General features: G+C 41.6%; 10 protein-coding genes and 1 pseudogene. 5 read left to right on the forward strand and 6 right to left on the reverse strand.

The features are described 5' to 3' along the window. Nucleotides 1-91: 91 nt before the first annotated feature. Nucleotides 92-718 (reverse strand): CPP1-like family protein, encoded by a 627-nt coding sequence (locus H6G96_RS12305; RefSeq protein WP_190911716.1) that lies wholly within the window; start codon nucleotides 716-718, stop codon nucleotides 92-94. A gap of 648 nt (nucleotides 719-1366) precedes the next feature. Between H6G96_RS12305 and H6G96_RS12310 the strand changes: the two genes are divergently transcribed. After that, nucleotides 1367-2086: a response regulator transcription factor gene (locus tag H6G96_RS12310; RefSeq protein ID WP_190731217.1), complete on the forward strand. Its 720-nt coding sequence runs from the start codon at nucleotides 1367-1369 to the stop codon at nucleotides 2084-2086. A gap of 619 nt (nucleotides 2087-2705) precedes the next feature. Here H6G96_RS12310 and H6G96_RS12315 read toward each other — a convergent pair. Further along, nucleotides 2706-2897 (reverse strand): annotated as a pseudogene (locus tag H6G96_RS12315) (DUF2811 domain-containing protein); the annotation flags it as partial. A gap of 488 nt (nucleotides 2898-3385) precedes the next feature. On the opposite strand from H6G96_RS12315, the gene H6G96_RS12320 reads away from it, so the two are divergent. Next, nucleotides 3386-4645 (forward strand): MFS transporter, encoded by a 1260-nt coding sequence (locus H6G96_RS12320; RefSeq protein ID WP_242063259.1) that lies wholly within the window; start codon nucleotides 3386-3388, stop codon nucleotides 4643-4645. Nucleotides 4646-4839: 194 nt separating this feature from the next. Here the strand turns inward: H6G96_RS12320 and hisIE are convergent, their stop codons facing one another. Both hisIE and H6G96_RS12330 read right to left on the reverse strand, forming a co-directional pair. After that, a complete protein-coding gene (gene hisIE, locus H6G96_RS12325) occupies nucleotides 4840-5490 on the reverse strand; it encodes a bifunctional phosphoribosyl-AMP cyclohydrolase/phosphoribosyl-ATP diphosphatase HisIE (RefSeq protein WP_190911718.1) in 651 nt (216 codons plus the stop codon). Between the two features lie 101 nt (nucleotides 5491-5591). Beyond that, on the reverse strand, nucleotides 5592-5780 hold the full coding sequence (locus H6G96_RS12330; protein WP_100899632.1) for a ChaB family protein: 189 nt from the start codon (nucleotides 5778-5780) through the stop codon (nucleotides 5592-5594). Nucleotides 5781-5885: 105 nt separating this feature from the next. Between H6G96_RS12330 and hemL the strand changes: the two genes are divergently transcribed. Then, complete coding sequence (hemL, locus tag H6G96_RS12335) at nucleotides 5886-7184, forward strand: glutamate-1-semialdehyde 2,1-aminomutase (RefSeq protein WP_190911719.1); 1299 nt, start codon at nucleotides 5886-5888, stop codon at nucleotides 7182-7184. 194 nt (nucleotides 7185-7378) lie between these two features. On the opposite strand, the gene H6G96_RS12340 is transcribed toward hemL, so the two are convergent. Both H6G96_RS12340 and H6G96_RS12345 read right to left on the reverse strand, forming a co-directional pair. Then, nucleotides 7379-7540, reverse strand: a complete 162-nt coding sequence (locus H6G96_RS12340) for a metallothionein (protein ID WP_100903011.1) — start codon at nucleotides 7538-7540, stop codon at nucleotides 7379-7381. 296 nt (nucleotides 7541-7836) lie between these two features. Next, nucleotides 7837-8634, reverse strand: coding sequence for a fasciclin domain-containing protein (locus tag H6G96_RS12345; RefSeq protein ID WP_190911720.1), 798 nt, complete (start codon nucleotides 8632-8634; stop codon nucleotides 7837-7839). An 830-nt stretch (nucleotides 8635-9464) separates the two neighbouring features. On the opposite strand from H6G96_RS12345, the gene H6G96_RS12350 reads away from it, so the two are divergent. Both H6G96_RS12350 and H6G96_RS12355 read left to right on the forward strand, forming a co-directional pair. Further along, entirely contained in the window at nucleotides 9465-10259 is a 795-nt protein-coding gene (locus H6G96_RS12350; protein ID WP_190911721.1) for a glutathione S-transferase family protein, read from the forward strand. 82 nt (nucleotides 10260-10341) lie between these two features. After that, entirely contained in the window at nucleotides 10342-12072 is a 1731-nt protein-coding gene (locus H6G96_RS12355; RefSeq protein WP_190911809.1) for an ATP-binding protein, read from the forward strand. Nucleotides 12073-12153: the final 81 nt, after the last annotated feature.

Raw genomic sequence — 12153 nt, forward strand, 5'->3', positions numbered from 1 at the left:
AATAGATATTCTGACTCCTGACTTTCAAATTTTAAGAAGAACACACATAAACCATGTCTTCTTTTATAGAAACTTACTTGCGGGTAGTGGTTTACCGTAGAAAACTACTAACCAACCACAACAATATAAACGTTAGTACAGTAGAGAACTGATTCGATGACAAATTAAGGAACGATATTTGTGGTAAGAGCCAGCTAGCAACTAATCCCCCAGCAATTAACCCAATGATTAAACTGACCAGGGTGAACAAAACTGCTCGGCCAAATTTGTTTTCCTTGCGATTAAGGAAGTAAATACTGGTGCCTACCCCAACTACCAATGCTAACTGTAAAACCTGATCGCCTCCCTCTGGATAAAACACACTGATAGAACTCAAACCAAGAAACCAAGCTCCCGGTAAGAGTATATCGGCAGGTGTTGGCTGATCCAGCATCCGTTGCAGCCATGCAGGTGACTGCTCACGAGGGGTTGGACTTTCTTTAGGAGGCGATTGCACTCGCAACTCTGGAAACCGGATACGTTCAGGGACTTTAATTTTACCTTCCTGGCGCATCCGTAAGCGATCCATTAAAATCGCATCGTAAGCTGCTTCAATTACTTCTAAATGCTTGGCATCACCATTATGTTGCTCGAATAGGCGATTACGAGCATCCTGAATTTCATCGAAGGTAGCTTCTTCTGATACCCCAAGTTTTTCGTAGGGATTTTGATCGCTCATGGGAGTTTGTTACTTCAGCCTCAGTCAGCGGCAGTCTTTTGTCAAAATAAAAAACAGCTTTAGGTTTTATTTTAATCGAAACTAAAGTTTCGACCTATTTTATGCCCTAACAGGATAGTAGCACGGCTTAGTTTAATCGACTTTGTAATTTTAACTATAGTAACTTTAACATATCGCCAGAACTCCGTGTATACCCTCATGTCGTTGCTTAATTCTGGCTCTAATCTAGAATTTGACCAGGGAGTACTGAAAACACATAGTTTTTATGAATAAATCAACTTTACTGTTTCAAATTTGGCAACTTACTGTGCCCTAATAGAGTTTTTTTTAATTATACTGAATAATCGCTTGTGGTATATATCCGCATATCGATTTAAAATTGAAACGTTTTAAGTTACCACCTAACTCGGATCAAGAACGTGTTTTGGTGTCAAGAGCTATTGCGGCTAAAGTCAGAGCGCTTATATACTGTGGCTAACATAAGTTTAGCGTTCTCGTTGCCGACAATCCTGATTAGAATATTTATTTTGGAATAATCAGGAATCTTATACCTTAGCCATGTAGATTCTTAGTTAGTCCCTAAGTGGCAACTGCGTTTTTACGCAACCCTCATGTTAATCTTACGAATTTTTGTGCAAAGAAATGGTCATGGCTCCTGCCAAGATTCTTGTAGTTGACGACGATCCTGCGGTTCGGAATTTAATCCAACGCTTTCTGATTAAGCAGAACTATCAGGTAGAGGCTGCCGAAGATGGAAAGACAGCCTTAACTCTATTTGAGCAATTTAACCCTGATTTGGTAATTCTAGATGTGAATTTACCAGATGTAACAGGGTTTAACCTCTGCCAAGAGATGCAAAGTCGTAATGGTGTTTTTGTTCTGATGTTGACTAGCCGTGCTGACGAAGCTGACAAAATTCGCGGCTTTGCTAAAGGTGCTGATGACTATCTCACCAAGCCTTTTGGGCTGGGAGAGTTAGAAGTCAGAGTCGGAGCTATTTTAAGGCGTCAACGAGTGATAACTACTGCCGAGCAGAAACGCTTGGTATTTGAAAAACTTATGATTGATCCTGTGCGACGGGAGGTGGCACTTAATAACCAATCAGTACCTTTAACTGCTCTGGAATTTGATTTGTTGCATTTTTTAGCCAGTCATCCAGGTCGAGTTTGGCGGCGTGCGGAGCTAATCCAAGAGGTATGGGACTATGAATATGTCGGCGACCAACGGGTTGTAGATGTCCATATCGGTCAAATCCGCAAGAAGATTGAAATTGATGCTAGTCAGCCAGCATTAATTCAAACTGTACGTGGCGTAGGGTATAAGTTTGAATCTCCTGCTCACCCCCAGCAATTGGAAGCCAAATCCTAAGTTTATAGTCTAGAGTTTTTTAACTCTTGACTATTGACTTTTGGGGGAGCCATTAGTGAATTTATTTGGCTTTAGTAAAAGACAAATTAAGACAATTAAAATAGATAAATTTTCCTCAAATACAGACCAGACAGTTATTTGAGATATTTATCCTTTTAAGTCAGTGGACAGGGGAGAGAGTTCGCTGGAAAATATTTTTGCATCAGACTATTTTGGTAAATACAACGTTGCTTAGGTTGGAGTTCATAGAGGCGTATATTTGTGCGCCTCTATGAACGTGTTTGTATGCAAAATAAAACCGTTATACAACAAGTACTAACGGTTAGCCAATATATTCAAATTTTGCCTCAATTCTAAATCTTGCGCTATTACCAACTAGTTTTGGCAACAATAAAAATTATTGAAACCTTTTTAAGGATCAGAATTTACTGATCTTTTTTGTTGTAATCTTGCCCCGATATGGCCGATCGCTTTAGATCAAAATTCCATTGATCGGGCACGGTTTGCCGTGCCCATATTAAGGCATGATCCAAAGTAACGCCGTTTATACCAGTACCTATGGGGTGTCTAGTAGATTAGCTGTTGCGGGTGAATCAATGCTGGGCATTTTTACTGTGGAGTGGTGGAACAAAGTCTCTAGATAGACTCGGGCAGCGCGGCGATCGCTATCTCCATTTTGGAGTAAAAACAATGATAGTGCCGCCGTTAATACCCTATTTTCATCCCAATCGGGATGGGTTTCTAAGTAGTTTTTTAAGGATTCGTGGAGTGTTTCGGGAATTTCTGTAAAGATGCTAACCGTTGATTTCATGAGATTTTCCTCCTATGAGGATAATCAAGAGGGACAAGTTGCTTGCGGTAAAGCGGCTTAGAGCTACTTCACACGCTCTTTCGCCAGTTTGCCAATCTGCGCCCACATCTATTGGTAATATATTTTACACATTTGATGCCAACGGTTGACCGAACTACAAAAGCAAGCCGAATCATTGTGCGCCAAGAGGGGGTGGGTTTGTCAATGCTGCGAAATGTTAAAAACGATTGTATAAAAAATAAATGCGAACGGAATAATCAGCATTTGATGCTATTTTTCGTTACTTTACTTTACAAAAACTCAGTCCATTAACTTCCTTTCCACTGTTAATCAATAATCCCCAACAAGAGAGTAAGAAGCTCATTAGCTCGTAGAGTACTTGTGGAAAACTGCTAAAATCCCTGTGGAAACCCTGTGGAATGAGTGAGGAAAATAGCAGCCAATGATAAGAATTACAAAAATGTTATCAAGTCATGACATTTAACCTGATGAAATTAGCTTCTCAATCTCCTGTATCATCGTGGCTGCCGTCGATACATCCCCAGGTATGGATTTTCGCAATTGGTAGATTTCTCTCGGAAGTTGGCACAGGCTTTACTTTGTTTTACGCCCCGATCTTTTTTGTCAATCAACTCGGTTTATCTGCAACCAGTGTTGGGGTAGCCTTAGGTAGCGCCTCGATTTCCGGCATTGTGGGGAGGATTGTAGGTGGTTCTTTGGCTGATTCTGAACATTGGGGTCGCCGCCGCACTTTGTTGCTAGCCACGGCGATTTCAGCAATTGCTTCTCTAGTGTTAGCTGCAACCAATAATTTTACTATTTTGGTAATTGGTAGCTTGATTAGCGGTTTAGGGATAGGTTTCTATTGGCCGGCGGCTGAAGCTGTTGTTGCTGACGCTAGCCAAATTGACAATCGGCGCGAAACTTTTGCGATCGCTCGACTAGCTGATAATCTTGGGTTAGCGATCGGAATTGTGCTTGCTGGGTTTTTGATCGCGATAATTGGAACTTATCGGTGGCTATTTGTCATTGATGCCATCTCCTTTCTCGTGTTTTTTGGGGTTGTCTATGTGGGAATTAGTAAAACCGAACAACAGCAGATAAAGGCATCTGAAAAGACACAATATATTGCTTCTTGGATAGCAGTATTAAGCGATCGCCGTTTCCTGGTCTACATAGCAGTTAATATATTCTTTACAATCTATATTTCTCAAATCCACAGCACCCTGCCGCTTTACTTCAAAAACTTTGTCTTTGTAGAAAATACTGCCAAGGGATTTACTGAAACTACCATTAGCGGACTATTTGCTTGGCATTTGGTGTTCGCAATTATTTGTCAGTTGCCTGTCACCAGCATCTTAAAACGCTGCTCACACACACTGGCGCTCACTGTTTCCGCCATTTTTTGGGCAATTGGTTTTGGTCTGATTTGGGTAAGCGGCACAGCCCCATCTCACTATCTAGTTTGGGTAATTTTGGCATTGGGAGTATTTGCTATGGCGATTGTCTCTTATACCCCATCTGCTGCCTCTTTAGTCACTGAGTTAGCCCCGGAAAATCAACGCGGCGTTTATTTCTCCATCAACGCTTTGTGCTGGGCTGTTGGCTCTTTTATTGGTCATCCCTTGGGTGGATGGGCATTAGATCAACCGGAAACTGTTACCAATAGTTTATGGCTAGGCTTTATCTTGAGTGTGGCGATCGCTGTGGCAATTTTACAGTATCTCAATCGAATTTTGGTTGAGTAGGGGGGCACATCTCATCTGTACGCTTATTTTTTTTCTATTGACCGAAGAGGTAGGGGAACAGGGGGTAGGGGAGAAAGAATACTGGAATTTTCCTGCAAAAAGGGTTTCATATCATCAAGTCCGGTTAATCATTTATGATTACCGCATCTGTGCAAAAATCAGAAAAGCCTCCTTCCCCCTGCTCCCTTTCCCCCTCATTGGCGACGTTCTTGCAACTTACGATATACAGATTTCAGATCAACTTTATGGTGAGCTAAGGCAACCAAAGTATGATATAGCAAATCGGCTACTTCACCTGCGATCGCATCTGCTTCATCATCCTTAAAAGCCATTACCACCTCGGCGGTTTCTTCACCAATCTTTTTCAATATTTTGTTATCGCCACCTGCGAATAGTTTACAGGTATAAGAACTTTCAGTAGGATTGTCGCGGCGATCGCATATTATTTGAAACAATTGTGACAATGTATCCCCTGGTGGTGGAACAATACTCCCTTCTATTTGGTGAAAGCAACTGCGTTCTCCAGTGTGACAAGCAACATCTCCTAATTGCTCTACACCTATGAGTAGCGCATCACTATCACAGTCATAACGGATACTCTGCACTTTTTGAATATGTCCAGAAGTCGCCCCCTTGTGCCAAAACTTTTGCCGGGAACGGCTCCAAAACCAAGTTTCTTCAGTTTCTAAAGTTTTTTGTAATGACTCCTGATTCATCCACGCCATCATTAGGACAGTACCATCCAAATAATCTTGGACAATTGCAGGCACTAAACCCCGTTCATCGTAGCGAATTTCCTCAACAGGGATGGCGTAATGCAGTGAGCGTGAATCGTTAGAAGACATACCAGCTAGTTTGCTCTAATAAGAATAATTCATGGATTCACGATACCATTCTGAATAGGGCCGCTGGCATATTTTCTTAAATTTAACTATCTTATGTAGCTCTAAACAAGAACATTCCGTTCCATAGCAGACTGCATTTTTACAGCACTCAACGCGACTTTGTGAGCTTTTGAGGCTTCACCATACCAATGAATCGCCGAATTAAAAGCTGCTCGGTAAAGATCCTGGTATGCTTCAGATAATCGAGTTTGAATATCTAGAGGTAAGTCTTTATTTGAGTTGTATAACATATTATTATTTTTTGGTTCAGCTATTTATATAGGATAGAAATTCTAAGTAATTTTTGACACTATCCTAAGATAGAGCTTTTTATTGCCCACTGTTAGGAGAGAACCTTGGTAAATACCACAATTAAAACAACAAAATCACAAGAAATCTTTGCTGCTGCTCAAAACCTCATGCCCGGAGGAGTCAGTTCTCCGGTTCGTGCCTTTAAATCTGTGGGTGGACAACCCATCGTTTTTGATCGTGTAAAAGGCGCATATATTTGGGATGTAGATGGCAATCAATACATAGACTATGTAGGTACTTGGGGCCCAGCTATTTGCGGTCATGCTCATCCAGAAGTAATTGCAGCCTTGCATGAAGCTTTAGAAAAAGGCACGAGTTTTGGCGCTCCCTCAGTTCTAGAAAATGTTTTGGCAGAAATGGTTATTGATGCCGTTCCTAGCATTGAAATGGTCAGATTTGTCAACTCTGGAACTGAAGCTTGTATGGGAGTTTTGCGGCTGATGCGGGCTTTCACAAAACGAGATAAAATCATCAAATTTGAAGGCTGCTACCACGGACACGCCGATACGTTTCTAGTGAAGGCAGGTTCTGGTGTTGCCACACTTGGCTTGCCAGACTCACCGGGAGTTCCGAAAGCGGCAACTAGCGCCACTCTAACCGCACCTTTCAATGACCTAGAATCCGTCAAAGCCTTGTTTGAAGAAAACCGCGACGAGATTGCTGGTGTCATTCTTGAGCCAGTTGTCGGCAACGCTGGGTTTATTACACCTGACGCTGGATTCTTAGAAGGATTACGGGAACTGACTCACGAGCATGGAGCGTTATTGGTATTTGACGAGGTGATGACAGGCTTCCGCATTGCTTACGGTGGCGCTCAAGAAAAATTTGGCGTTACTCCCGATTTAACGACCTTGGGTAAGGTGATTGGTGGTGGTTTGCCAGTTGGAGCTTATGGCGGCCGTCGAGATATTATGTCAATGGTTGCCCCTGCCGGCCCCGTATATCAAGCTGGGACTCTTTCTGGTAATCCTTTGGCGATGACTGCTGGTATTAAGACTTTAGAATTGCTGCAAAAGCCAGGTACTTACGATTATCTTGAGCGAATTACTAAAAAGCTAGCAGATGGTTTGCTGCAAATTGCTAAAGAAACTGGCCACGCGGCTTGTGGTGGTCAAATCAGCGCCATGTTTGGTTTATTTTTTACCTCTGGCCCAGTTAATAACTACGAAGATGCGAAAAAGTCTGATACAGCTAAATTCGGACGCTTCCATCGCGGTATGTTAGAACGGGGTGTTTACTTAGCACCCTCCCAGTTTGAAGCTGGGTTTACGTCTTTTGCTCACACTGAAGAAGACATTGAGCAGACTTTAGCAGTTGCACGGGATGTAATGTCTAGTTTGTAATGCGAACCTAGTCAAAGTAGGGGAGCCAATGCATTGACTAGAGAACTGTGAGCGGAGGCTTCCTCTGCTCAAAACTTCTCTTCCCTTCTCTACCCGAGGTTTAGCTTGTTTCTTTGCTATAGCAACTGGCGTTGTGTTAGCTGAAAGTACGCACGATTCTGAGGTGCGTACTTTCAGCTAACGCACTCTACATATTAACAGCCACAACCTCCGTGACTACAGCCTTTAATAGTTTTATGACCTTCAGCACAGCCTTGGGAGCAATAGTGTTTGCCGTCTTCTTTAATAGCATCCTCAAGTGAAACGATACACAGGCAAGTCGGACAGGCGCATTTCATTTGGGTTACGGTTGTCATAACTTTCTCCATTTCCTGTTGAGATTACTTTAACAATACATGAATTGTTTCTGTCTGGTATGCGTCATATAAAGACTTATTATTTAGGCTGAGGCGAGAGCAAGGGCACGCAAAGAGATTTTAATAAAAAGTGATTAGCCGAACTTAATATCAATCTGCTCTAATTTGTAGGCGGGTTGCTAATTTAACTCACTTTATTACAAAAAAACCGTCCAAAATAATATCTGAACGGAATTTTTTCCTATTAATATTTTATGCCAACCTAGTCTGCTACAGGTTGTACTGATACCGAAAAGCTACAAATCAGGAGGTAAAATCACTTGATCAATTGCGTGGATTACACCATTGCTGCCTGTGATATCTGCCTGTGTCACTCTAGCATCGTTGATAGTTACACCAGTAGCAGGATCAACTTTAACGTTGATTGCGCCGCCTTCAAGGCTTTTAACTTCACCAGACTTCAAATCAGTGGACAATACCTTACCAGGTACTACATGGTAAGTCAAAATCTTGAGCAATACTTCTTTGTTGTCTGGTTTTAACAATTCTTGCAAAGCATCTTGTGGCAACTTAGCAAAAGCTGCATCAGTGGGTGCAAAAATAGTTAGGTTATCTTTGCCTTGTAAAGCTCCAGTCAATCCTGCTGCTTTCAAAGCCTTAGTTAAGGTGGTAAAAGAAGCGTTTGACTCTGCCAACGCTAACAAGTTTTTACCCTGAGTGTCGGTTGAACCTGGGGTTGATGGAGTTGTAGGAAGTGTCTGGGTAGGTTGAGTTCCTGGAGTGCCGGGTGTTGGTTCACTAGGTGTAACACTACCACCACGGTTATAGGGAGGCTCGTTGAAAATACTTGGTCTGGGATTTAGCGTTCCACCACTCTGCTGTGCTAGTTGTTGACCCTTGGTATTGCTTTTTTCTATTAGGGAAGCGTTTGCTTGAAGGCGTTGACCCTGATTATAAGGGGCTTCTTTGAAAATACTGGGGTTAGGATTTAGTGCGGATTTCGCATCGGATGGTAAAGTAATGAGAAGGCTGAAACTTGTAAATCCTGCTATGCCTGCCAACGTGGTCAGCAATTTGCTGTAATTTGTCTTCATAAATTTTGTTTGTCTTTTTGTCCACACATTACATAAAGATTTATAACATTTTGCTATGCACAAAATCTAACCGAAGAGGAAAGTAAAATTATTCATCCGATGAGTTTGTGTTTATGAGGTCAAATATCTAACCTCGATTCAGGCTTAACAAGGATCAAATATACTTAGCATATATTTCATGTAAATTGAGTAAATTTTCTCCATTACACCAAAAGGAGTTAAAAAGCCTGGCTTGGTGTAGCTTAAACTCTTAAAAAATCGAAAAATATATTTACAATTTATGAGTTATAACAAGCTTTGTTAAGCTCATCTCACCCGTAAAAGGGGATGGAATTTCGTGTTAACTGTTGACTGTTGACTGTTGACTGTTAATCGTCAACGCGTCTGGTCGTAATAATGTCAAAATTACTAATTTAATACTCAGGAAAACTACAGAGAGTAAATAACTAAATTTATTACGTAGGCTAACAGGTAGAGAGATTAAAGTAACTACTGAATGCCAGGACTGAGCAGTTAAATTTGTTTATGTATGCTCAATTATTGAATTATTTTATATTTTAATCACTGAGAAAATAATATTTTTTTAATCGATAATTTTGCCAAAAATCATATACGTCGGTTCCAATTCAAATGCGGTATAAGATTATATTCCAAGGTATAGGGGAGATGCCGTGCCCCTACGGGTGTACCTCACGTAAACGAGAACCGCTATATAAGTTCAATCCTAATCTCAATTAGATTAACTACAAGCAACTAATGTAAAGAAAAATTACCTTAACTAAAGATACAATTGTAAAGTTAAGAAGTTGACCAGTTACAAGGTATACAAGATGCTGGAATTATACCAATGGGAACTATCTCAATACTCAGAGAAAGTACGCCTAATTCTAGATTTTAAAGGACTAGATTATCGCAAAATAGAGGTTACGCCTGGGATTGGACAAGTAGAACTGTTCCGGCTGACTGGTCAAAGACAAGTTCCGGTATTAAAGGATCGGAACAAGTATATTGTGGATTCTACGGAAATAGCTAAGTATTTAGACTTAGAGTATCCCGATCGCCCAATAATACCGCAAGATCCCAAAAAACGGGGTTTAACTTTATTAATAGAAGAATGGGCTGATGAGTCCATAGGCATCAAAGGTCGTAAAGCACTATTTGCTGCCATAAGTCAAGACCAAAATTTCCGTAAATCTTTATTACCCACCTCAACACCAGATATATTTAAAAGTCTGGTTGGAGGAGTACCCACTGATTTACTGACAATGTTCGGTTTTGGAGTAGGTTATAGCCCGGATGTTATTCAATCAGCGATCGCATCTTTAAAACAAGATTTGGAAGCGGTAACGTTATTATTGGCAGATAGTCCTTATTTAACAGGAGATGAACCGACTTTAGCTGACTTAGCAGTAGCTGGCTTATCAATATTGCTCAAGTTCCCCTCTGGCCCCTATCTGGATTTACCAGCTTCTCTCAGAGGAAAAGGATTGCCAATCTTTGCAGAGAATATAAATTATGAACCATTCTTTAGCTGGCGCGATCGCCTTTATGCCCAATTCCGTAAACCATTAATCAGTACTACTCCACCAACCGGAAGTGCGCCAACTTCGATTCAAATTGATTAGGTAATGGCGCATTGGGCATAGGGCATAGGGCATTGGGGGAGAATAACTAATGACAAATGACAAATGACCAATGACTAATCAGATGAATTCGGTACAGCCATTAGGTTCGGTTATTCAAGGTTCTTTAACTGAAGGTTTAGAAGTGCGATTGCATCCTGACATTTCTGTGGAAGATATGCGGGTGGGTAAGTTTCTTGTTGTGCAAGGGATGCGATCGCGCTTTTTTTGTATGCTGACAGATGTAGCATTGGGAGCTGCTAATGCCCGAATTATTGCCAATCCCCCTAGTTGGGAAGACACTTTTTTACGAGATGTTTTAGCCGGAAGTGGAACATACGGTACTATCAACCTCGCGCCGATGTTGATGTTCACTCCCGAAACTGAAGAATCTTTCTCTCCTACAAATGGCAAATCAACAAATCCCTTCCTCCCATCAGTGACGGGTTTGGCTTCATTTGTGCCGCAAACCAGTACTACGATGGAATTGTTGCCTGTTAAAACTATTCCTAGCCACTTTAGTCAAGTTTACGAAGCAAGTGTTGAAGATTTTCGTCGGGTATTTGGTTGGGAAGATGACCCCCAAAGGCGCAATTTTTCCATCGGCAAACCTTTGGATATGGATGTGCCCGTTTGCATCGATTTAAATCGCTTCGTAGAACGGAGTAATGGGGTTTTTGGCAAATCTGGTACTGGTAAATCCTTTCTAACACGGTTACTTTTAGCTGGCGTTATCCGTAAAAGTGCGGCAGTAAACTTAATTTTTGATATGCACTCTGAATATGGCTGGGAAGCCGTTGCAGAAGGGAAGAACGTAAACACAGTTAAGGGTTTAAAACAACTTTTTCCTAGTAAGGTGGAAGTTTACACCCTCGACCCGGAATCGACAAAGCGCCGGGGGGTGCGTGATGCTCAAGAACTTTATTTGAGTTATGAGCAAATAGAAGTTGAAGATATTAAGTTATGTAGCCGAGATTTAGGACTCTCTGACGCAGCCTTGGATAACGCCAATATTCTATATAGCGAGTTTGGCAAGTCTTGGATTGTCCAGTTGCTGAACATGACTAACGAAGAAATCGAGATGTTCTGCGACGAGAAGCGGGGACATAAAGGCTCGATTATGGCATTACAGCGCAAACTCTTGCGGATGGATAGCTTGAAGTATATGCGAGCGGTTTGCCCTCAGAATTATATTAGTAAAATTGTTCAGTGTCTGGAAGCTGGGAAGAATGTTGTGATAGAATTTGGTTCCCAGTCTAATATGCTCTCTTATATGTTGGTGACGAATATGATCACCCGACGTATCCACGAGCATTACGTCAAGAAAGCAGATAAATTCCTGCAAAGCAAGAATCCGAACGATCGCCCCACGCCATTGATGATTACCATTGAAGAGGCGCACCGTTTTCTAGACCCAGGAGTAGTACAAAGCACTATCTTTGGGACTATTGCCCGCGAATTGCGGAAATATTTCGTCACACTTTTGGTAGTTGATCAACGTCCATCGGGTATCGATAATGAAGTTATGTCTCAGATTGGGACTCGCATTACCGCTTTGCTGAATGACGAAAAAGACATTGACGCGATTTTTACAGGTGTATCTGGTGGTGGCGGACTGCGATCGGTATTGGCAAAGCTAGACTCTAAGCAACAAGCTTTAATTTTGGGTCATGCGGTTCCGATGCCAGTAGTAGTACGTACCCGTCCTTACGACGCAACTTTTTATGAAGAAATTGGTGAACCAGCCTGGGAAGAAAAACCTGACGCAGAAGTATTCGCTGCTGCTGAACTAGCCAAAGCTGACCTGGGATTCTAGATAGTCATTGGTCAGTTATCCTTTGTCCTTTGCAAATGACCAATGACTAATGACAAATCCCTAATTCGTAACATCCCTCCA

This window comes from Nostoc sp. FACHB-892, from assembly GCF_014698795.1.
Taxonomy (GTDB): domain Bacteria; phylum Cyanobacteriota; class Cyanobacteriia; order Cyanobacteriales; family Nostocaceae; genus Nostoc.

Coding starts and splice junctions, on each gene's coding strand:
- H6G96_RS12355 (WP_190911809.1), top strand. CDS start 10,342: ATGAATTCGGTACAGCCATTAGGTTCGGTTATTCAAGGTTCTTTAACT.
- hisIE (WP_190911718.1), bottom strand. CDS start 5,490: ATGTCTTCTAACGATTCACGCTCACTGCATTACGCCATCCCTGTTGAG.
- H6G96_RS12305 (WP_190911716.1), bottom strand. CDS start 718: ATGAGCGATCAAAATCCCTACGAAAAACTTGGGGTATCAGAAGAAGCT.
- H6G96_RS12310 (WP_190731217.1), top strand. CDS start 1,367: ATGGCTCCTGCCAAGATTCTTGTAGTTGACGACGATCCTGCGGTTCGG.
- H6G96_RS12350 (WP_190911721.1), top strand. CDS start 9,465: ATGCTGGAATTATACCAATGGGAACTATCTCAATACTCAGAGAAAGTA.
- H6G96_RS12330 (WP_100899632.1), bottom strand. CDS start 5,780: ATGTTATACAACTCAAATAAAGACTTACCTCTAGATATTCAAACTCGA.
- H6G96_RS12345 (WP_190911720.1), bottom strand. CDS start 8,634: ATGAAGACAAATTACAGCAAATTGCTGACCACGTTGGCAGGCATAGCA.
- H6G96_RS12340 (WP_100903011.1), bottom strand. CDS start 7,540: ATGACAACCGTAACCCAAATGAAATGCGCCTGTCCGACTTGCCTGTGT.
- H6G96_RS12320 (WP_242063259.1), top strand. CDS start 3,386: ATGAAATTAGCTTCTCAATCTCCTGTATCATCGTGGCTGCCGTCGATA.